Source organism: Streptomyces sp. NPDC002588, assembly GCF_040295925.1.
In the GTDB taxonomy this organism is placed as follows: Bacteria; Actinomycetota; Actinomycetes; order Streptomycetales; family Streptomycetaceae; genus Streptomyces.
Map to the genome: position 1 here is coordinate 1 of NZ_JBEOWF010000040.1, position 19,092 is coordinate 19,092.

The 19,092-nt window shown below is 69.4% G+C and carries 21 protein-coding genes, 1 tRNA gene and 2 pseudogenes; 9 read left to right on the forward strand and 15 right to left on the reverse strand.

Annotated features, from left to right (window positions below; genetic code table 11):
- Nucleotides 1-90: 90 nt before the first annotated feature.
- Nucleotides 91-717, reverse strand: a complete 627-nt coding sequence (locus ABT057_RS35820) for a TetR/AcrR family transcriptional regulator (protein WP_352348057.1) — start codon at nt 715-717, stop codon at nt 91-93.
- Between the two features lie 50 nt (nt 718-767).
- On the opposite strand from ABT057_RS35820, the gene ABT057_RS35825 reads away from it, so the two are divergent.
- Entirely contained in the window at nt 768-1,697 is a 930-nt protein-coding gene (locus ABT057_RS35825; RefSeq protein WP_352348058.1) for an NADP-dependent oxidoreductase, read from the forward strand.
- A gap of 29 nt (nt 1,698-1,726) precedes the next feature.
- On the opposite strand, the gene ABT057_RS35830 is transcribed toward ABT057_RS35825, so the two are convergent.
- The gene (locus tag ABT057_RS35830) at nt 1,727-2,608 is read right to left on the reverse strand and encodes a helix-turn-helix domain-containing protein (protein WP_352348059.1); all 882 of its coding nucleotides are present in this window, start codon (nt 2,606-2,608) and stop codon (nt 1,727-1,729) included.
- Between the two features lie 204 nt (nt 2,609-2,812).
- Between ABT057_RS35830 and ABT057_RS35835 the strand changes: the two genes are divergently transcribed.
- From ABT057_RS35835 to ABT057_RS35845, 3 genes are all read left to right on the forward strand, one after another.
- Complete coding sequence (locus ABT057_RS35835) at nt 2,813-3,478, forward strand: SDR family NAD(P)-dependent oxidoreductase (protein ID WP_352348060.1); 666 nt, start codon at nt 2,813-2,815, stop codon at nt 3,476-3,478.
- A gap of 146 nt (nt 3,479-3,624) precedes the next feature.
- Complete coding sequence (locus tag ABT057_RS35840; RefSeq protein WP_352348061.1) at nt 3,625-4,023, forward strand: cyclophilin-like fold protein; 399 nt, start codon at nt 3,625-3,627, stop codon at nt 4,021-4,023.
- 30 nt (nt 4,024-4,053) lie between these two features.
- Nucleotides 4,054-4,821 (forward strand): SDR family NAD(P)-dependent oxidoreductase, encoded by a 768-nt coding sequence (locus ABT057_RS35845; RefSeq protein WP_352348062.1) that lies wholly within the window; start codon nt 4,054-4,056, stop codon nt 4,819-4,821.
- A 102-nt stretch (nt 4,822-4,923) separates the two neighbouring features.
- On the opposite strand, the gene ABT057_RS35850 is transcribed toward ABT057_RS35845, so the two are convergent.
- The 3 genes and pseudogenes from ABT057_RS35850 to ABT057_RS35860 all read right to left on the reverse strand — a co-directional run bounded on the left by ABT057_RS35850 (nt 4,924) and on the right by ABT057_RS35860 (nt 6,929).
- A complete protein-coding gene (locus tag ABT057_RS35850; RefSeq protein WP_352348063.1) occupies nt 4,924-5,613 on the reverse strand; it encodes a hypothetical protein in 690 nt (229 codons plus the stop codon).
- Between the two features lie 127 nt (nt 5,614-5,740).
- Nucleotides 5,741-5,878, reverse strand: a pseudogene (locus tag ABT057_RS35855) (lipase); the annotation flags it as partial.
- A 112-nt stretch (nt 5,879-5,990) separates the two neighbouring features.
- Complete coding sequence (locus tag ABT057_RS35860; protein WP_352348064.1) at nt 5,991-6,929, reverse strand: aldo/keto reductase; 939 nt, start codon at nt 6,927-6,929, stop codon at nt 5,991-5,993.
- A 98-nt stretch (nt 6,930-7,027) separates the two neighbouring features.
- Between ABT057_RS35860 and ABT057_RS35865 the strand changes: the two genes are divergently transcribed.
- Nucleotides 7,028-7,642 carry a TetR/AcrR family transcriptional regulator gene (locus ABT057_RS35865; protein WP_352348065.1) on the forward strand — a complete coding sequence of 205 codons (615 nt, stop codon included), beginning with the start codon at nt 7,028-7,030 and terminating at the stop codon, nt 7,640-7,642.
- Nucleotides 7,643-7,852: 210 nt separating this feature from the next.
- On the opposite strand, the gene ABT057_RS35870 is transcribed toward ABT057_RS35865, so the two are convergent.
- A complete protein-coding gene (locus ABT057_RS35870) occupies nt 7,853-8,482 on the reverse strand; it encodes a TetR/AcrR family transcriptional regulator (RefSeq protein WP_352348066.1) in 630 nt (209 codons plus the stop codon).
- Between the two features lie 125 nt (nt 8,483-8,607).
- On the opposite strand from ABT057_RS35870, the gene ABT057_RS35875 reads away from it, so the two are divergent.
- Nucleotides 8,608-9,600 carry an aldo/keto reductase gene (locus ABT057_RS35875; protein ID WP_352348067.1) on the forward strand — a complete coding sequence of 331 codons (993 nt, stop codon included), beginning with the start codon at nt 8,608-8,610 and terminating at the stop codon, nt 9,598-9,600.
- A 65-nt stretch (nt 9,601-9,665) separates the two neighbouring features.
- Here the strand turns inward: ABT057_RS35875 and ABT057_RS35880 are convergent, their stop codons facing one another.
- Entirely contained in the window at nt 9,666-9,851 is a 186-nt protein-coding gene (locus ABT057_RS35880) for a hypothetical protein (protein ID WP_352348068.1), read from the reverse strand.
- 163 nt (nt 9,852-10,014) lie between these two features.
- Between ABT057_RS35880 and ABT057_RS35885 the strand changes: the two are divergent.
- From ABT057_RS35885 to ABT057_RS35895, 3 genes and pseudogenes are all read left to right on the forward strand, one after another.
- A pseudogene (locus ABT057_RS35885) lies at nt 10,015-10,302 on the forward strand (proline racemase family protein); the annotation flags it as partial.
- A gap of 104 nt (nt 10,303-10,406) precedes the next feature.
- Nucleotides 10,407-10,514: a hypothetical protein gene (locus ABT057_RS49280; RefSeq protein ID WP_502974025.1), complete on the forward strand. Its 108-nt coding sequence runs from the start codon at nt 10,407-10,409 to the stop codon at nt 10,512-10,514.
- 203 nt (nt 10,515-10,717) lie between these two features.
- The gene (locus ABT057_RS35895) at nt 10,718-11,998 is read left to right on the forward strand and encodes a flavin-containing monooxygenase (protein ID WP_502974022.1); all 1,281 of its coding nucleotides are present in this window, start codon (nt 10,718-10,720) and stop codon (nt 11,996-11,998) included.
- Between the two features lie 198 nt (nt 11,999-12,196).
- Here the strand turns inward: ABT057_RS35895 and ABT057_RS35900 are convergent, their stop codons facing one another.
- The 8 genes from ABT057_RS35900 to ABT057_RS35935 form a co-directional block, all read right to left on the reverse strand.
- The gene (locus ABT057_RS35900) at nt 12,197-13,357 is read right to left on the reverse strand and encodes a tryptophan dimethylallyltransferase family protein (RefSeq protein ID WP_352348070.1); all 1,161 of its coding nucleotides are present in this window, start codon (nt 13,355-13,357) and stop codon (nt 12,197-12,199) included.
- Between the two features lie 245 nt (nt 13,358-13,602).
- Nucleotides 13,603-14,943 (reverse strand): cytochrome P450, encoded by a 1,341-nt coding sequence (locus ABT057_RS35905; RefSeq protein ID WP_352348071.1) that lies wholly within the window; start codon nt 14,941-14,943, stop codon nt 13,603-13,605.
- Between the two features lie 8 nt (nt 14,944-14,951).
- Nucleotides 14,952-15,545 (reverse strand): GTP-binding protein, encoded by a 594-nt coding sequence (locus tag ABT057_RS35910; protein WP_352348072.1) that lies wholly within the window; start codon nt 15,543-15,545, stop codon nt 14,952-14,954.
- Nucleotides 15,520-15,897 carry a DUF742 domain-containing protein gene (locus tag ABT057_RS35915; protein ID WP_352348073.1) on the reverse strand — a complete coding sequence of 126 codons (378 nt, stop codon included), beginning with the start codon at nt 15,895-15,897 and terminating at the stop codon, nt 15,520-15,522. The genes ABT057_RS35910 and ABT057_RS35915 overlap by 26 nt, the downstream gene beginning before the upstream one ends.
- Nucleotides 15,894-16,295 carry a roadblock/LC7 domain-containing protein gene (locus ABT057_RS35920; RefSeq protein WP_352348074.1) on the reverse strand — a complete coding sequence of 134 codons (402 nt, stop codon included), beginning with the start codon at nt 16,293-16,295 and terminating at the stop codon, nt 15,894-15,896. Before ABT057_RS35920 ends, ABT057_RS35915 begins: the two co-directional genes overlap by 4 nt.
- Nucleotides 16,292-17,464, reverse strand: coding sequence for an ATP-binding protein (locus ABT057_RS35925; RefSeq protein ID WP_352348075.1), 1,173 nt, complete (start codon nt 17,462-17,464; stop codon nt 16,292-16,294). The genes ABT057_RS35920 and ABT057_RS35925 overlap by 4 nt, the downstream gene beginning before the upstream one ends.
- Before the next feature lie 443 nt (nt 17,465-17,907).
- Nucleotides 17,908-17,992 (reverse strand) — tRNA-Leu (locus ABT057_RS35930).
- Between the two features lie 339 nt (nt 17,993-18,331).
- On the reverse strand, nt 18,332-19,009 hold the full coding sequence (locus ABT057_RS35935) for a GntR family transcriptional regulator (RefSeq protein ID WP_352348076.1): 678 nt from the start codon (nt 19,007-19,009) through the stop codon (nt 18,332-18,334).
- Nucleotides 19,010-19,092 lie beyond the last annotated feature (83 nt).

A 19,092-nucleotide genomic window follows, 5' to 3' on the forward strand; every position in this document is an offset into this window, starting at 1 on the left:
CCCTCGTAGCGGAGCTACTAGGGCTTTTGTCCGGTGCGGCGAGAGTGCGTGCCGGGCGTCGCGACGCCGCGGAGATCCATCAGAAGGGCCCTAGGTCACAACCATCAGCGGCAGCCGGACCGCCGGGGGCAGCGCCGGGATGGCCGGCTGGGCACGCATGCCCTGGATCAGCAGCGCGGCGAAGCGTCGTGAGGCGGCCACCGCGGCGGCCGTCGAGGTGGTCCGGATGCCGCCGTTGGCCATGAGCACCATGATCAGGTCGTCGAGGACGAAGTCCGGGCGCAGTGCGCCCGCCGCCTTGGCCCGGCGGGCGAGTTCCGCGACCTTGCCCCATGCCCGCTCCCGGTCCGCGGCGAAGTCGATCGCGCGGGGGAAGGCCGAGACGAACGCCGCGGTGAAGCCCCGGTCCCGTGCGTGCAGTTCACACACCTTCTCGACCACCAGGCAGAAGCCGCGCCACGGGTCCGGATCGGCCAGTCCCTCGTCGACGAGGGCGGTACAGGCCCTCATCTGCTCGCTGAAGGCCTCGGTGACCAGCGCCTCCTTGGTCGGGAAGTGCCGGTAGAGGGTCGCGGGGCCGACCTCGGCACGCCGCGCGATCTCGCGCATCGCCACGTCCAGCCCCCGCTCGGCGAAGGTCGTGCGGGCCATGGCGAGGATGCGCTCGCGGTTGTCCCGGGCATCGGAGCGCAGGGAGTGAGGCAAACGGTTCGTCACCGCTCTCACTTTAGCCAAACGGACGGGGTGTTCCGTTAGCGTCCGACGTCATGAGAGCACTCACATTCTCCGAGTACGGCCCCACAAGCGTCCTGGAGGTCTCCGACGTACCGGAGCCGCACGCGGGACCGGGCCGCATCCGGGTGGCCGTACGGGCCTCGGGCGTCACTCCCTCCGACTGCTCCCTCCGTTCGGGCCGGTTCCGCGACCTGATGCCGCTGGGCCTGCCCCACGTGCTCGGCGTGGATGCCGCAGGGGTGGTCGACGAGGTCGGCACCGGGGTTACCGGTGTCCGGCCGGGCGACGAGGTCTTCGGCATCGTCGATCTCGCGGTGCTCGGCGGAGCGAACGCCGAGTACGCCGTCCTGGCGGTCTGGGCGCCGAAGCCGGACGCGCTGAGCTGGGAGGAGGCCGGCGGCGCGGCTGCCAACGTCGAGACCGCCACACGCACCCTCGACCGGCTGAAGGTCACCGCCGGCACGACCCTGCTGATCGAGGGCGCGGCCGGCGGGGTCGGCACGGTCGCCGTCCAGGTCGCGGTGGCCCGCGGCGCGACCGTCATCGGGACGGCCGGCGCCCACAATCACGAGTTCGTCGCGGAGTTGGGGGCCATATCGACCACGTACGGCCCCGGGCTGGGCGAGCGGGTCGCCGCCCTGGCGCCGGACGGGGTCGACGCCGTCCTGGACTGCGCCGGATCCGGCTCGCTGCCCGATCTGGTGGACCTCGCCGGAAGCCCCGACCGGGTGGTGACCATCGCCGACCTGAACGCCGCGAAGTACGGAGTCCACCTGTCGGCCTCGGCGGGCCCCGGCGCGGACCCGCAGGCGGTCGAAGGACTCGCCGCGGCTGCCGCCCTCGCACAGCAGGGCCGCTTCACCGTGCCGCTCGCGGCTGCCTTCACCATCGACAACGCGGCTGCGGCGCACGAGTTGAGCGAGACCGGCCACGCCCGGGGAAAGATCGTACTCACCTTCTAGTGCCGTCTCAGGGCAATGTTCGCCGGACCTCAGGCGGGAGGGGGAGAGGCCGGCAGGTGCCGGTCGGCGGCCCAGGACGCGAGGATGCGCAGCCGGTCGTGGGTGGCGGAGCCGGGGGCGGCGGTCCAGACGGTGAGGTGCTGGTCGGGGTCGGTGTTGGCGGTCAACGTGTCCCAGTCGAGGACGAGTTCGCCGACGAACGGGTGGTTGAGGGTCTTGGTGCCCACGGTGCGGGCGGCGACGCGGTGCTCGCCCCACCACTGGGCGAACTGCTTGTCCCGCAGGGACAGTTCACCGACCAGCTCGATCAGCCGGGGGTCCTCGGGATACCTCGCGGCCTCCATCCGCAGCTGGGCGACGGCGATCTGGGCGGAGGCGTTCCAGTCGGCGTACAGAGTGCGCATGGCCGGGTCGGTGAAGATGAGCCGCGGGTAGTTGCGGTGCTTCTCCGGGACGCGGGAGAAGTCGGTGACCAGCGCGGCGGCCAGGGCGTTCCAGGCCAGGATGTCCCCGCGCCGGCCCTGCACGATGGCCGGGGTGGCGGAGAGGTCGTCCAGGACCCGCTGCAGCTGTGGCTGGACCTGCTGCCGGCCGCGCCGCCGGGTACGGGTGGTGGTCCTGCCCGCGAGCTGGAAGAGGTAGCCGCGCTCGTCGTCGTCCAGATGGAGCACCCGGGCGAGCACGTCCAGCACGGGTGCGGATGCCTGCATACGGCCCTGTTCGAGCCGGGTGTAGTAGTCGGTGCTGATGCTGGCGAGCTGGGCGACCTCCTCGCGGCGCAGCCCGTCCACCCGGCGGGGCCCACCGGTCTCGGGCAGGCCGACGGTGCGCGGACTCAGCTCCGAACGGCGCTTCTTGAGGAATTCTCCCAGCTCATTGAGGGGAACATTGCCGGTCATGGTGCCCAGCATGACACCGGTCGAACCTGAGGAAGGAGGGAGAGTTTCCACCCAGGATGTTTCCCTCCCCCGATAGATCCCTCCGCTTTTCGCCCCTGCCTTCGCGTGTGACGCTCGACATCGAACAGCTTTTTGCACGCCCCCCGGCAGTGGCATGCAATGAAGGCCCTCCTCAAGCCCTGACCGAGCACGAGTCCCTGCGAAAGCAGAGTCACCATGACGACCTTTGCACTCATCGGCGCCGGCCCCGGCCTCGGACTCGCCACCGCCCGGCGCTTCGGAGCCGCCGGCCACTCCGTCGCCCTCGTCTCCCGCAACGGCCGACGCCTGGAGGAGCTGGCGGCCGAGCTGGGCCGCGACGGCATCCGGGCCCGGGGCCTCATCGCCGACGTGCTCGACATCGAGTCGCTGAACGAGGCCCTGTACGCGGCAGCGACGGCCTTGGGGCCCATCGAGATCCTCCAGTACAGCCCCGTGCCCCGCGCCGACTTCATGAAGCCGGTCCTCGACACCGACGCCGACGACCTCGACGACCCTCTCGCCTTCTCCGTCAAGGGACCCGTCACCGCGGTGAACGCCGTCCTGCCCGGCATGCGCGCACTCGGCCGCGGCACCCTGCTGTTCGTCAACGGTGGCAGCGCCGTGCGCCCCCACATGGACCGGGCCGGCACCTCCATCGCCTTCGCCGCCGAAAGCGCCTACGCCCGGATGCTCCACGACGCCCTCGCCCCGGAGAACATCCACGCCGCCCAGCTGATCATCCCCGGAGCCATCCGGCCCGACGCCGAGCACAGCAGCCCCGACGCCCTGGCCCAGCGCCTGTACGACATCCACCACCAGCGCAACGGCTTCCGCCACTACGCCGAGCCCCTGCCCGCCTGACGCGCCTGGAGGATGCGGTGACCCCGACCACCCGTTCCAGCCTCGCCCGCGCCGTCCCGACCGCCTTACTGCTTGCAGTGACCGCCTGTACTGACGACACACCAGGGCCCTCGCCGTCCTCATCCCCCGCTTCCGCGTCACAGCGAATGCCGACTGTCACCGCACCCTTCACACCGTCCGACGACAAGAACACCGCCATGAACATCCGGCTCACCATCGACGGCCACCAGGTCGACGCCACCTTGAACGACAGCGCCACGGCCCGCGACTTCGCGGCCCTGCTCCCGCTCACCCTGAACCTGAGCGACTTCCACCAGACGGAGCGGATCGCCGATCTGCCGCGTCAGCTGTCCACCTCCGGCGCGCCGGACGCCGCCGAGGCCAGGCCCGGCGACCTGGCCTACTACGCGCCCTGGGGCAATCTGGCCCTCTTCTACCGCGGCAGCGGCTCCAGCGACGCCGGCCTGATCATCCTCGGCCGCGTGAACGGCGACACCGAACGCCTGGCCACCGCCACCGAGGTCACCATCGAAACCGCCTCCTGACCCGGGCCACTCTCAACGGGAGAAATACACGTGAACCCCGCCTACGACTTCACCGGCCAGGTCGCCTTCGTCACCGGTGCCGGCTCCGGCATGGGCCTGGCGACCGCCCGCGCCTTCACCGAGGCCGGAGCCGCCGTCGCCCTCACCGATGTCGACGAAGCCGCCCTGACCGCAGCCGTCAGGGAACTCACCGCCTCCGGCCACCGAACACTCGCCCTCACCTGCGACGTCAGCGACGAGGACCAGGTGGCCGCCGCGGTCGACCGGACCGTCGAGACCTTCGGCCGCCTCGACATGGCCTACAACAACGCCGGTATCCAGATCCCGCCCAGCGACGCCGCCGACGAACCCGCCGATCGCTTCGACCGCGTCAACGGCATCAACCTGCGTGGCGTGTGGGCCTGTATGAAGCACGAGTTGCGGCACATGCGCGCCCAGGGCAGCGGCGCCATCGTCAACTGCTCCTCGCTCGGCGGCCTCGTCGGACTGCCCGGCCGTGCCTCCTACCACGCCTCCAAGCACGGGGTGATCGGCCTGACCACCAGCGCCGCCCTCGAATACGCCCCGCGCGGCATCCGAGTCAACGCCGTCTGCCCCGGCACCATCGACACCCCCATGGTCAGCGACATGATCACCAAGGGGGAACTGGACCTGGCCGAGGCCGAGGCCAACCAGCCCGTCAACCGCCTCGGCACGGCCGAGGAGATCGCTCAAGCCGTCCTGTGGCTGTGCAGCCCCGGAGCGAGCTTCGTCGTAGGCGTCGCCCTCCCCGTCGACGGCGGATACGTCGCCCGATAACGGGGGCGTGTGAGCTTGACGCCTGCCCGCCGCGGCCGTGCGCCGGGCAGAAGTGGCTGCCGTCCTGCACGGACGCGGGTGCGGGTGCGGGTGCGGGTACGGTCAACCCGGTACACCGCGGGCACGGCTCCAGGCGTTTCGCCAATGGCGCCAGAGGTCCGCGCCGTTGACACCGACGACCCCCGCCACGGCGGCGATGAACATCAGCCCGAAGATCCAGGAGAGGGAGAACCCGACGAGGATCGCCATCCCCGCAAAGCTCACCCCGCTGTACGTGGCGACCAACCGCTCGGCCAGTTCGGTGTACCGAGTGTGCCCCTCGATCAGCAGTACGCTCCCGTAGTGCAGTACGAACCAGCCGCCGACCAGGATCAGTACGAGATAGATGAGTGTCCAGAGCGGCCACGGTTTGTGCAGTTCTTCCCACCGATGGTGCACGCTCTCCTGCCAGGCCCACACCTCGCCCTGCAAGTCGGCGACGACCACTTCCGAGCTGTACCGCTCACTCCAGTGCGGCGAGATCTCGAACGCCGGCTCCGAGGCCCCGTCGAGATACACGTCCAGGATGGACTCGCCCCACCCTCCCTTCAGCTTGACGATTTTTGTGATGGCGGCGGTCCGCGTCGGCAGGCACGGCTCGACACCACGCTCGGCGATACACGCCGACACGACCCGTTGCTGATGCTCGCGGTGGTGCGCCGGCCCGATGCGCCAGGCGCCCAGACCCACGAGGACCAACCCGAACACGATGCCGGCGACCCACCATGAACTGCCGTTGTCTCGCCAGCGCATTCCGCAAGCAGAACAGCGAAAGGCGGAACCGTACAGGTGGCAGCGGATCCGCTGTTCCTGGCCCTCCGTCAGACACCACGCGGGCGTCGACGGAGTCGTAGCCGGAGAGTCGGAATCGGAGTCGGGGTCAGGATTCGACGAAAGGGCCCTTGGTGAAGGCCAGTTCGGCGAAGCGTTCACCGATGCGGCGGTGGGTGGTGGCGTCCGGGTGGAGATCGTCGGGCAGGGGCAGCTCGGCGTGGTCGCGTTCACCGTAGAGGTTGCGGTGTGGTTGGTTGAGGGCATGGGCCCACGCTCCCTCGGGAGGCGCGTGGGCCCATGCCGTGTGCGGGTTCCTTGCCTGTAAGGGGCGAGGAAGGATCCGTCGGGCGGCCGTGTCACATACCTCGTCCGCCGATGGCGCCGTCGGGTGCGATCTCGTCGATGCGGGCGAGGTCGGCGGCGGTCAGCCCGATGTCGGCGGCGGCGATGTTCTGCGCGACGCGCTCGGGGCTGCGGGATCCGGGGATCGGGACGATGTAGTCCTTCTTGGCGAGCAGCCAGGCCAGGGCGAGCTGGGACAGGGTGACGTCCATGCTCTCCGCGATCTTGGTGAGCTCGTGGACGATGGAGAGGTTCTGGTCGAAGTTCTCCGGGGCCCACCAGGGAATCATCTGACGGAAGTCGCCCGCGTCGTAGTGCTCGCGGGACTTCACGGCGCCACTGAGGAAGCCGCGGGCGAGCGGGGAGTAGGCGACGAGCCCGATGCCGAGCTCCTCCAGTACGGGGAAGAACTGCTCGGAGTCGTGGGCGAAGATCGAGTACTCGTGCTGAAGGACGGAGATCGGGTGCACCGCGTGGGCGCGCCGGATGGCGTCGCTGTCGGTGTTGGACAGGCCGAGGTACTTGACCTTGCCGGCGTCGACGAACTCCTTCATCACGCCGACCACGTCCTCGATCGGGACGCTGGGGTCGGGGCCGTGCTGGTAGAGCACGTCGATCACGTCGATGTTCAGGTTTCGGAGGCTGTTGTCGACGACCTCCCGGATGTGCTCCGGCCGTGAGTTCGGGGCGAAGGTCGGGGTGAGACCGAACTTGGTCGCGATGGTCACCTCGTCGCGGATGGGTGCGAGGGCGTGGCCGAGCAGCTTCTCGCCCTCTCCCCAGCCGTACATCTCCGCGGTGTCGAAGTGGGTCACGCCGAGTTCGTGGGCGCGGCGGATCGCGGTGATCGACGCGGTGTCGTCCGAGGGGCCGTAGCCGACGGCGGTACCCATCGCGCCGTAGCCGATCTCGGAGACGGTCAGGCCCTGCCGGCCCAGAGTGCGCTGCTGCATGAGGTGCTCCTGTAAGTCAGACCGAACGTTTCGGTTCGATCGTACAGGCGTCGGACACTCAGTCAAGACCGAACGGTTCGGTCTGATAAACTGGATGCATGCCTCCCCGTAGCAGCATCGACGCCACCAGCGATCGGATCATCGCTGCGGCCACCGCCGAGTTCGCCCGCCACGGCATCGCGGGAGCGCGTGTCGAGCGGATCGCCAAGGCCGCGCGTACCGGCAAGGAGCGCGTGTACGCGTACTTCCGCAGCAAAGAGGAGCTCTACCGGTTCGTCGCCGGCCGGGAACTCGCGGCCATGGCCGAAGCCGTCCCGCTGGATCCCACCGACCTTCCGGGCTACGCCGGCCGCATGCACGACCACGCCACGAGCCACCCCGAACGCCACCGGCTGATGATGTGGGGCCAACTGGAACTCCCTGCCGGTGAGACTCCCTCCGACGACCCGGTACAGGAGTCCTTGCGGGGCAAGATCGAGCAACTGCGGAAGGCGCAGGGCGCAGGCCACCTCGATCCCTCGTGGGAGCCCGAGGACATCCTCGTGTTCGTCAGTCAGCTGGCCCTGTCGTGGGCAGGCCAGACCGGCCTCGTTCCCGTCGGCGCTGAACGCGACGCGTTCATGGCGGCCCACCGGGCGGCCATCGTCGCCGCCGTCCAGCGACTGTTCCCCGCCGCAGCCGGCGATGCCTCCCCAGCGGCCGCTGATTCATAGAATCCTCGTGAGAGGTCAGTCTCTTCGACTGGCGGCAGGACCGGGCTGCCGGAGGCGGAAGGGCTCGCGTGCTCTGCGGGTCGCGGAGTGCGAGGACATCGGTCGGAGTCGGCCCCTTGCCGGTCTTGCCGGTCCCCTCTGGGGCAACATCGCTCTTCCTGGAGCGCGACGCCGGGCTTCTGCGCAGGGATGTCGCTGGTGCGGGTGGCCTCAGCGTGTCCGGGGGAACAACTGCTCGACTGCGGTCACCACGGCGGCGCGCCGGGCTGCGACGGTGGGGTCCGCGGCGTATTCGGTCGCGGCCTGACTGAGTTCGGGTTGGGCTGCCCAGGTGGTGGCGATCTGGTTGATCAGGGCGAGGACGTCGGCGGGATCCCAGGCGGGATCGAGCTGTCCGGCCCGCTGGGCCTGGCTGAGCTGGCCGATTTTGCGGGCGATGACTGCCTGAGTGGGATCGTCGGCGGCGACCTCGGAACCTGACAGTTCCAGGCGGCCCCAGGTGATCAGGCGATGGTGGTCGGGGCGGGCGGTGAAGTAGTCGAACAGACGGCCCGCATAGCCGGGCAGGTCGGACGGGTCCATCTGCGTGGCCTCGGCGATCACGGCCAGTTCCCGCGCGGCGACGTGGCCGTAGAGCGCTTCCTTGCTGCGGAAGTAGGCGTAGACGCGTTCCTTGCTTGTCCTGCCGAGTTTCGCGATGCGGTCCACACGGGCGCCGGCGATGCCATGGCGGGCGAACTCCTCCATGGCGGCGGTGAGGATCCGCTCCCGCGTCGTGTCGCCGCCGTCGGGAGCGGATGCGGGGGCGGCGGTCTGGCCGGCGTCGAGAGGGTGGGACACAACCACAGGATAAGACACCGAACTGTTCGGTTTGACGCTGAGGGCTTTCCGGTTCTAGGTTCAAACCAAACGGTTTGGTTTGAACGGTTCGGAGTGGAACCGGCGAGTACTGAGGAAGTGAACCCATGCAGCACCGCAATCTGGGCTCTCAGGGCCTGAGCGTCTCGGCGCTCGGTCTGGGCGTGATGGGGATGACCATGGCGTACGGCGCGTCCAACGACGAGGAGGGCGTCGCGACCATCCGTCGTGCCCACGAGCTGGGAATCGACTTCTTCGACACCGCCGAGCTGTACGGCCTCGGTACGGGGAGCAACGAGGCCCTGCTGGGCAAGGCGGTCAAGGACTTCCGCTCCGAGGTGGTGCTGGCCACCAAGTTCGGCTTCGACATGGCCGCCGAGCCGCTGGGTTCCGGGGTCGACAGCCGTCCGGAGAACATCCGCAAGGTCGCCGAGAACAGCCTGCGCTACCTGCAGACCGACTACATCGACCTCTTCTACCAGCACATCTCCGACCCCGACGTGCCTGTCGAGGAGGTCGCGGGCGTGGTCGGCGAGCTGATCGCCGAGGGGAAGGTGAAGTACTTCGGCCTGAGCAACGTCGGACCGCAGTACATCCGCCGCGCCCACTCCGTCACGCCGGTCACCGCGCTGCAGTACGAGTACTCGCTCTTCGAGCGTGAGCTGGAGGAGAAGATCCTGCCGGTCCTGAGGGAGCTCGGCATCGGCCTGGTGCCCTACTCCCCGCTGGGCCGCGGCTTCCTGACCGGCGTGGTCAAGCCCGCCGACCAGTACCCTGCCGACGACATGCGCAGCTGGGACGAGCGCTGGCAGGGCGAGAACTACACCTACAACCTGCGTGCCACCGGCCAGCTCAAGAAGTTCGCCGCCGCCAAGGGCCTCACCACCGCCCAGCTCGCACTGGCCTGGCTGCTCCACCAGGGCGAGGACGTCGTCCCGATCCCCGGCACACGCAGCAGCGTCCGCCTGGAGGAGAACGCCGGCGCCGCCGGCGCCGAACTCACCGACGCCGACCTCGGGCGCATCGCCGAGATCCTGCCGCATGGCTCGGCCGGCAGCCGCTATCCGGCCGCGATGCTGGCCGGCTTCTCCACCGACTGACCTCCGCCACCACCCCACCGAGGGGAACCGGCGTCAGTGGTGCCATCCGGAGGATCAGGCTGGAGTCACTCGTCGGACCGCGAGGGAGGAGCCGTCCTCCGGAAGGGGCAGAGGGTGCCGATCACCACGCGGCTCGGGTAGTCCTCGCCCATGCGTATGGGCTGGCGGGCGACAGCGGACTCGGCCGAGTCGTAGGCCGGCGTGCCGGTGTTGAGGTTGCGGTCCCAGCGGGGGTGGCAGCTGGAGGTCACCCGGATGCGCAGCCGCTCGCCCGTGGCCGGGGTGCAGGGCGTTCCACAGGCTGACGGCGAACTCGGCCGTCCCCGCGGACACCGAGAAAGCCGTGGCCGCGGGCCTCGCCTGACCCCGGTCCCGACCAACAGGTGACAACAGCGCCGCAGAGAAGGGCACTTCATGCGCAGCAAACTCGTTCTGCACGCCGTCGACTCGCACACGGAGGGCATGCCCACCCGGGTGATCACCGGTGGGATCGGCACCATCCCCGGCGCCACGATGAACGAGCGGCCGCTGTACTTCCGTGAACACCGCGACGACATCAAGCAGTTGCTGATGAACGAGCCGCGCGGCCACGCGGCGATGAGCGGCGCGATCCTCCAGCCGCCCACCGGGCCGGACTGCGACTGGGGCGACGTCGAGGCCGACACCCGTTTCCACCCGGGTCTTCTCGCCCTCGCGGGCAACTCCCACCTCGTCGAGGTGGTCCGCGGTCTGCGCGGCCGGGCCCGTCTCTACGGGCTGACCGCCCTGGCCGCGTCGGGCCGGCTGCGGCCTCCGCGGAAGAGCATCTGGAGCTCCTGGACGCCCTGTCGGCCCGCGACGAGCGGGTGGTGCGCGAGGTCATGACGCGGCATCTGGGCCATGTCCGGGGGTTGTGGGCCTCCGCCGCCGAATAGGAGGCCTCCCCCCCCCTCAGGACACCGCCCTGTTGTGCTCCCCCCTTTTTTTGCGCGCCCTCCCCTCTCCCGCGCCGGTTTCCACACCCGCACGGCCTGTGATCCTTGTCGCTGGTGCGCGACGAGTGGGAGGAGTGCCGGTTGGGCAGTCAATTGCCCGTGCGCGAGAAGATGGTGTCTTTCCTGTGGGGGAAACCGTGCGTGTGTGTCTCATCGGTGCGGGTCTGTCGGGACTCGCGACGGCTCACGCTCTGAAGTCCGAGGGCATCGACTTCGTCTGCCTGGATCGGGCACGCGACGTGGGCGGCCTCTGGCGTCAGCCGCAGGCCGGCGAGCGCGGTCCCGGCTATCTGTCGCTCCACCTCAACACCAACAAGCAGCTCACCGGTTACACCGACTACCCGATGCCGGCGTCCTACCCGGTCTACCCCCGGCACAGCGAATTCGCCGCCTATCTGCGCTCCTTCGCCGAGTGGGCCGGTGTGCGGGACCACATCGAGCTGGAGACGACGGTCGAGTCCGTACGGCAGGACGCCGACGGGGTGTGGACGGTCGTCAGCCGGAACGCCCACGGCACTCGCGACGAACGCCGCTTCGGACACGTGATCGTGGCCTCGGGGCACAACACCGAGCCCGTGCTGCCCGCCCCGGCCGCCGGCTCGGACACCTTCGAAGGAAGGATCCTGCACGCCCTCGACTACCGCGACGGCAGCGACTTCGCAGGTCAGCGGGTCGTCGTCGTGGGGCTCGGGGCCTCCGCCGTGGACATCGCCGTGGACCTCTCCCGGTACACGGCCCAAACCGTCCTCTCGGTGCGCCGGGGGCTGCACATCCTGCCCAAACAGCTCTTCGGCATGCCCTTGGACGATGTCGCCGAGGCCCCGTGGTGGACGAGCATGTCCCTGCCGCAGCAGCGCCGGTTCATCGAGCAGGCGCTGCTCGTGGCCCGCGGCAGGCTCTCGGACTACGGCCTGCCCGAGCCGGACCACCCGGTGTTCGCCTCGGCGGTCACCCTCTCCGACGAGATCCTCACCCGGATACGCCACGGCGGGGTGACTCCCAAGCCGGCCATCGACTCGTTCGACGGCGGGCGGGTGGTGTTCACCGACGGCTCCTCCGTGCGGGCCGACGCCGTCGTCCACTGCACCGGTTACCGGATGGCGTTCCCGTTCCTGCCCGACGGCCTCCCGTTCGGGGCGCAGGGGTCGGTCGAGCTGTACAAGCGGGTCGTCGAACCCGGCCGTCCGGGGCTGTACTTCATCGGTCTGGTGCGTCCGCACGGTTCCATCACCCGGCTGGTGGAGGCCCAGACGCGCTGGGTGGCGCGGGTCGTCGCGGGGAAGGCGGTGCTGCCGGAGCCGGAGGCCATGCGCAAGGAGATCAGCGCCTACCTGAGCGGTGTCGCGGGTCAGTACGGCCTGACGCAGAGCGCGTCGATCCAGGTCGACGTGGCACCGTACCTGGAGGAGTTGCGGGCGGAGTGACGGCCGGCCGGTGACCGGCGGCCGTACGGGGTTCGGCGCGCGGAGGTGTCCTTCGTGCGACCGGACCCTCTGCCGTGCCGCCGTCCGGGCGGTCTGGACGGGGCGGGCCGACGGGTGCACGTGCCGCGGTTGAGGGGAGCGGTTCGACGACGCCGGCGTACGGCTCCCCTCGGGTTTCCGTTCTGCGCGTGGTGAGGACTAGAGCCCGGCCGCCGCCGTTTCGGCGGGTGCCTCGGCGGGCAGCGGGGCGGCGGGCGGACGGACCTCGTACGCCTCCGAGGAGATGTACGTCATGATCCGGGGCGGGCGGCCCTGCTGGTGGGCGAGGCCGAGATAGGCGACGAGTCCGAGACCGTCCTCGAGCCGGCGTGGAGTGACGGCCGCGAGGGCGTGCTGCAGGGGGGCGGGGTCGATGCCGTGGCGGCGCAGCAGTGCCGTGCCCCGGGCGAGGACCTCGCCGTCGTGCGGGGCATGGTCACGGACGGGAACGTAAAGGGTGAAGCCGCCCGGGAGAGTGGCGGTCGTGTCGGTGAAGGCGTGGCAGGTCTGGAGCGGCCGACGGGCCAACGGCGACCCCAGCCCGTCGTCGGGTGCGATGTCGAGTCCGGTGGCGGTGCGCAGGAACGCCTCGATCTCGGCGGGTTCGGGGCCGTCGGCCATGCGGGACAGGCCGCCGGCCTCCGTCACCGGCAGGTCCTGGTGCGCGAGGTAGACCTTTACGCGTGGTTCGTCCCAGTCGCCGAGGTCCAGGGCGAAGAACAGGAAACGGTCGCCTTCGGGGAGCGATCGGAAGGCGTGGCGGTGGCCCAGTCGTTTCAGCGCCTTGCGTACGGTTTTCGCGGCCTGTTTCGGTCCGTTCGCCGCCGGATTGAGGTAAGCCTTGACGCGGGGGACACCGCCGGGGCGGAGTTCCAGTGCGCACCACAGCGCCAGCGGGCCTTCGGGGTCGGGCGGGAAGAACAGGTCCTCCAGTTCGTCGAGGCGGCCGATGCCGAAGCCCCAGCGTGCGGCCAGATCGCGCAGGACCCGTAGTCCGGTGCGGCCGTTCTCCGCAAGTGACGCGGCACCGGATCCCGGTTCCAGCAGGACCCGCAGGGTCGGTGCCCCGCCGGGCTGGAAGGAGAGCGAGAACTCCACCGGGGTGTGGTCGTCGGACAGGAAACTGTCGCTGGCCGGCGGCAGGTCGAGGGGACGCCGGGCCACGGGACCCAGCACGTCGACCAGTGTCCGCGCGTAGACCTTGGAGTCGGCTCCAGGCAGGCCCGCGATCTCACCGAGCCTGCGCAACTGGCCCGCCGCGTGATCGCCGAGGGTGCCCGACGAGGACGCCGCGACGGCGCCGGATACGGACGCGGTCACCGTCCCGTTCCTCTCGGAAGCGAACGGACAAGAAGATACCCGCCTGGTGGGGCGGGTATCAGGGGGTGCACGACGTTGGGGCGTTGTATGAACACGGCGTCGGGGGATATGTGGTCCACGACACCTCCTCTGTCTCGTGAGCAACACGGAATGCCGCGTTGCTCACTACCCCTGAGGTTGAATCGTCATGCAATGGTGGGGAGTTGGGAGGTGTTGTGTGAATCACCCACTCCGCCGCTTGTGCATCACCTCGTGATCCAGTTGAGGAACTGGCTCCACACACCGCCTCGTTCGGCCTTGCCGCTCTTCGCGGCCCGCTCGGCGGCGTTCGCCTCGGGCTGGGGGGCGGGCTTGCGCGCGGGCTTGACCGGGGTGAACTTGGCGGGCAGGGCGGCGAGTCCACGGTTGAAGGGGCCGGGCCGCCAGGTCAGGCTCTCGCTGGGGACGGCGAGTTCGACGTCCGGGAGCCGGTTGAACAGGTTCTCGATGGCGGTCACGGTGATCTGCCGGCCGGGGTCCTTCGACGGGCAGGCGTGCGGGCCCGCGCCCCATGACAGGTGGGCGCGGTTGCTGCCCGCCTGGCGTGCCGCCATCAGGGCCGGGCCGGTGTTGGCCGCGGCGTAACTGACCAGGAGAAGATCGCCCGCCTGCAGCTTCTGCCCCGCGAACTCCATGTCGGAGGCGGGGTAGTGGGCGCCGAGGTTCTGCATGGGCGGGTTCTCCCACAGCGTGTCGTCGATCGCCTCGTCGATCAGACCGCCCTGGTAGGCGTACGCGTCGTGGGTGAGCAGGCGGTGCAGGGTGTTCCCGATGAGGTTGCGCAGTGGTTCGTTGCCCGCCACCATCAGCAGGGCGAGCTGATGGACCATCTCCTCGTCGGTCAGCTTCGCCTGATGCTGCATCAGCCAGGTGGTGACGTCGTCTCCCGGCCTGGCCCGCTTCAGCCCCACCAGTTCGGCGATGGCTCCGAACAGCACCTCCATCGCCTTCTCGGCGTTGATGCCGTCGAACATGCCGGTGATGCCGAACACGATCCGGTCGCCGATGTCGGCGGGAACACCGAAGAGTTCGTTGAACACGAACAGCGGCAGCTGCTTGGCGTAGTCGCTGAGCAGGTCGGCCGAACCGCGCGAACCGAACTGGGAGATGAGGAAGTTGGAGACCTGCTCGGTGCTCTGGCTGAGCCGGCGTGAGTCGACGCGCGCCATGCTGTCGGTGATCGCCTGACGCAGCCTCAGGTGCTCGGCGCCGTCACTGAACATGGCGTTGGGCCGGTACGCGAGCACGGGCGCGACCGGGCTGTCATGGGGAATCTTTCCCTCGTTGAGGTCCCGCCAGCGGCGCGCGTCCTTGCGGAACGAGCCGGAGTCCTGGAGGAGTTGGAGGGCGGTGGCGTAGTCGGTGACGAGGGTCGCCTCGACGCCCGGCGAAAGCTCGACGGGCGCGGTGGGCCCGTAGTGTCGCAGATAGGAGTAGTAGGCCTGCGGGTCGGCCGCGAACTCCGGTCCGTACAGCGGCACTCTGCCGCCGGTGTGGTGCGCCGGGCAGCCCGGAGGGGGCACGGGGGCGGTGGGTTGGGCGTCCATTTCTGCTCCTAGTGGGCACGGTCCTGCAAGTGGCGGACGAGGGTGATCAGCGCTTCGGCCGACGACCTCTCGTCACGTGCGTCGCAGGTGACGACGGGGGTGTCGTCGAGCAGGTCCAGTGCTTCGCGCAGGGCCATCTCGTCGCGCAGCGGCGAGCCGTCGAAGTGGTTGACGGCGATGGCGTAGTCGAGTCCGTACTGCTCGATCAGATCGATCACGGCGAAGGAGTCCGCGAGTCGCTCGGGGTCGACCAGCACCAGCGCGCCGAGCGCGCCGCGCGCCATGTCCTCCCACATCTGCACGAAACGCTGCTGGCCCGGCGTTCCGAACAGGTACAGCACGACGCGGTCGCTGATGGTCAGACGGCCGAAGTCCATGGCGACCGTGGTGGTGGTCTTGCCCTGGACTCCCTTGAGGTCGTCGACCGACTCGGCGGCCCGCGTCATCGTCTCCTCGGTGGTCAGCGGCTGGATCTCGGAGATCGCACCGATGAACGTGGTCTTGCCCACCGCGAAGTGGCCGACCACCAGGATCTTCACCGCCGTCTGCGTCGCGCCCTCACGGACGTACGCCGTCTCATCCAAACTTGGCCCTGAGACCATTCAGCACCTCCTCGAGGATCTCCCGGTCGGCGAGCGGGGCCCGCTGTACGGGCGGGCGGGTGACGAGGTAGCCGCCCTCGGTGAGAGCGGCGAGGAGGATCTTGACCACGCCGAGGGGCAGTTGGGTGTGCCCCGCGATCTCGGCGACGGAGAGGTAGCCTGCCGAGCACAGCTCGAGCAGGCTCTGCTCCTCAGGGGACAACCGGGTGGGCCGCTGCTGCTGGTCGGCGGCAGCGGTGACCAGGGTGATGAGGGAGAGCTTGTCCTCGTCGGGCAGTCCGCGTCCCTTGGTGATGACGTACGGACGCACTAATTCCGGTGTCTGGGGCTCCAGTTCGTCGAAACCGGTCATGACCGTACGCCGAGGTTCTCGCGCGGCGGGGTGGTCAGCGCCTTGCCGAGCTGGCCGACGAGCTGCTGCATCCGGAAGGTGATGTCCTGCATGTCGACGTCCGGGGAGGCGGAGACGCCGAGGTAGGCGCCCTCGCCGGCGGAGATCAGGAAGACCCAGCCCCCGTCGAACTCGACCAGCGTCTGCCGCCACCGCTGGCCGGCGGCCTCGCAGAAGAAGGCGAGCGAGCGGCTGAGCGACTGCACCCCGCTCATCGCCGCGGCCACGCGGTCCGCGTCGTCCTTGCCGAAGTCCTGCGTCCGTGCCATCAGCAGGCCGTCGGCGGAGATCAGGACGGCGTGCAGAGCCCCGGGAATCTCCAGGGCGCTGTCAAGCATCCAAGACAGATCGTCGTTCACGAGAACTCATGCCCTTCGCTGCTTGCACCACGGGTGCTGCTCGACTGTTCCGCGGGGTCCGTCTGCGCGGCCCGGCCCGACTTGGTGCCTCGCTGGAAGGCGCCCATGATGGCCGCCGTCTCCGCGCCCGAACGGGCGGGACCGGAGCCGTTCGCCGCGCTGCCGGGCACGATTGCCATCGGCCGCTTGCGGCGCCGCTTGGGCAGGCCGTCGGCGGTGGTCGTCATGGTCAGCGGGGTTTCGGGGCCGCTGCGGGCCGGGGCGGTCACCGCGGCGGGGGCGACGGGAGCCGGCTCCTTCTGCTCGGGTGCGCTGGTGAGCAGGTCGTGCGGCAGGAGGAGGACGGCGCGGACACCTCCGTACGGGGAGGAGGAGTCCACCGACACCTCGAATCCGAAGCGCTCGCTGAGCACGCCGATCACCGCGAAGCCGAACTGCGGCGGATTGCCGAGTGCGGAGACGCCGGAGACGCGCTCGCTGGACATGAGTTTCTCGGCCCGGGCCCGTTCCTCGTCGTTCATACCGACACCGGCGTCGTCGACGACGATGCAAATGCCCTTGGGCACGGTGCGGATGTTGATTTCGACGACGGTGTCCGGGCTGGAATAACTGGTGGCGTTGTCGAGGAGTTCGGCGAGGGCCAGTGCCACCGGTTCCACGGCGCGGCTGGTGATGCCGAAGTCGACCTGCGAGAGGATTTCCACCCGCCGGTAGTGGCGGACCCTGCCCTGAGCGCTGCGCACGACGTCGTAGACCGAGGCGACATCGCGCTGACGTCCCAGCCAGCCGTCGCAGAGCACCGCGATGGACTGGGCGCGGCGGCCGAACTGTGAGTTCGTGTGGTCGATCTCCAACAGGTCCTGGAGGATGACCGACTCGCCATACTTGTTCTGCAGCCGGGAAACAATCAACTGCTGTTCCGCGGCAAGGCCCTGGAGGGTCCGCATGGCGGACTTCAGGACCGTTTTCGTAGCCTCTTCGGCTCTTTCCTGAGCTGCCTCGACGGATTTCGCGTACCCGTTCTCGAGCTCGGTGTGACGAGCCCGGAGATCTGCGAACTCCCGCCTTAACGTCCGCGCCGCCCTGCGCTGCCGAACAATGAGGGCGACGGAGACGAGTACGGCGACGAGGAGAGCCCAGAGTACCGGGTTCTGTATGTAATCAGTCATAAGACTCTCTTCAGGCGACTGACGGCCAGTTGCTGAATTCCCGTCAATTGCGGGTGGACCGGCGGACCGCCCGCATCGGAGTTGCCGCCCGGACTGTCCCCGTAGTCGGAGATGTCGTCTTGCACCCATCCGCCCGCTCTACAAGCGAGCGTGATCGTATCACCACAAGAAGGCGTCACAGACCGTCAATATGGGGACTCTACTGAACATTGACGGTCCGTCAGCCGTACTGGGGGACGCCCTCCGAAGCGACACGTGTCACGAGGCATCAAGGGTGCGCCAAGACAAGTGATAAACGGGCTTCCGCGACATTCAGGGCGACATGCAAACAATTGCTGAGCAAATACGTCGCACCGGGAAAAAGAAAACCCGCACCGGCGGAACGCCGAATGCGGGCATCGAGTACTCACCGAGCGGAAAACGCTCGACACGGAGAGTGAGAGTGTCCGAGGGGGGACTTGAACCCCCACGCCCGATAAAGGGCACTAGCACCTCAAGCTAGCGCGTCTGCCATTCCGCCACCCGGACAAGGTGTCTGCCGCACGCCAGGGCGTTCCCCGCGGCGACATGCACAACAATACCAAGGTTTCGGAGTGCGTTTCACCTGCATATCCACCCGACGGGCAGGTGACGGGGCCGCCACCGCACGGGCGTCACACCGGGTGACGCGCCGGTCACCTCGGGGCGGGTTCGTCCTCGACGAGCCTCCGCGGCGGCACGGGCCCGTCCGCTCGTCCAGCGGCGCGAGGAAGCGGCGTTCCGCCGTCCCGCGGGCCCGCTCGGCCCGCTCGGCCCGCTCGGCCCGCTCAGCCCGCTCAAGAGTCCCGGCCGGCCGGGGTTCCGCCGGGGCAGGCGCTCCGACGCGTCTCAGGACGTGGGGCGCGCGTGATACGAGCGCCGGGTGTGTTCGGTGTGCTCCCGCATCAGCCGGGTGGCCGACTGCTCGTCGCGGTTGAGGATCGCGGTGATCAGGTCGCGGTGCTCGACCCAGGACTGCTCGCCACGCTGCCGGGCGACCGGCGTGTAGTACCAGCGCACCCGGCGGTCGACCTGGGCCGCGAGTTCCGCGAGGACCGCGTTGCCCGCCAGCTCCATGATCTTGGCGTGGAAGCGGGCGTTCAGGGCGACTGCCGCGTCCACGTCGTCGTCGGCGACGGCCTGCAGACCCAGGGCCAGGATCTCGTCCAGGTCGTGAATGTCCTCCTCGACCGCGTGGACGGCCGCGAGTCGGGCGGCCTCGGCCTCCAACAGCGTACGGACCGTGAGGAGCTGGTCGGCCTCTTCCTCCGTCGGCTCGTGCACGAAGGCACCCTGGGCGGGCCTGAGGTCCACCCAGCCCTCGGTGTTGAGCCGCTGCAACGCCTCGCGCACCGGCTGGCGTGAGACGCCCAGGTGGTTCGCCAGCTCGCTCTCGACGAGATGCTGGCCGGGCTGGAGGGCGCGGGTGGTGATGAGTTCGAGCAGGGCCTCGTAGACCCGGTCGCGCAGCGGGCCGGGCCGCTCGAGCTTGGGCACCGCACCCTGCGGCAGTCCTGTCGACAACATCGGTCGGTCCCCTCCTGGGCAGCGCCGGGCAACTGCGGCATGGAAAGCCACGTACGGCGAAAGGCGTCGGCGGGCAGCTGTCC

Bases quoted from the DNA above. Each gene is read 5' to 3' on its own strand.
- ABT057_RS35825 (WP_352348058.1), top strand. From the start codon at position 768: ATGAGAGCACTCACATTCTCCGAGTACGGCCCCACAAGCGTCCTGGAG.
- ABT057_RS35830 (WP_352348059.1), bottom strand. From the start codon at position 2,608: ATGCTGGGCACCATGACCGGCAATGTTCCCCTCAATGAGCTGGGAGAA.
- ABT057_RS35835 (WP_352348060.1), top strand. From the start codon at position 2,813: ATGACGACCTTTGCACTCATCGGCGCCGGCCCCGGCCTCGGACTCGCC.
- ABT057_RS35840 (WP_352348061.1), top strand. From the start codon at position 3,625: ATGCCGACTGTCACCGCACCCTTCACACCGTCCGACGACAAGAACACC.
- ABT057_RS35850 (WP_352348063.1), bottom strand. From the start codon at position 5,613: ATGCGCTGGCGAGACAACGGCAGTTCATGGTGGGTCGCCGGCATCGTG.
- ABT057_RS35860 (WP_352348064.1), bottom strand. From the start codon at position 6,929: ATGCAGCAGCGCACTCTGGGCCGGCAGGGCCTGACCGTCTCCGAGATC.
- ABT057_RS35865 (WP_352348065.1), top strand. From the start codon at position 7,028: ATGCCTCCCCGTAGCAGCATCGACGCCACCAGCGATCGGATCATCGCT.
- ABT057_RS35875 (WP_352348067.1), top strand. From the start codon at position 8,608: ATGCAGCACCGCAATCTGGGCTCTCAGGGCCTGAGCGTCTCGGCGCTC.
- ABT057_RS35905 (WP_352348071.1), bottom strand. From the start codon at position 14,943: ATGGACGCCCAACCCACCGCCCCCGTGCCCCCTCCGGGCTGCCCGGCG.
- ABT057_RS35910 (WP_352348072.1), bottom strand. From the start codon at position 15,545: ATGGTCTCAGGGCCAAGTTTGGATGAGACGGCGTACGTCCGTGAGGGC.
- ABT057_RS35915 (WP_352348073.1), bottom strand. From the start codon at position 15,897: ATGACCGGTTTCGACGAACTGGAGCCCCAGACACCGGAATTAGTGCGT.
- ABT057_RS35925 (WP_352348075.1), bottom strand. From the start codon at position 17,464: ATGACTGATTACATACAGAACCCGGTACTCTGGGCTCTCCTCGTCGCC.
- ABT057_RS35935 (WP_352348076.1), bottom strand. From the start codon at position 19,009: ATGTTGTCGACAGGACTGCCGCAGGGTGCGGTGCCCAAGCTCGAGCGG.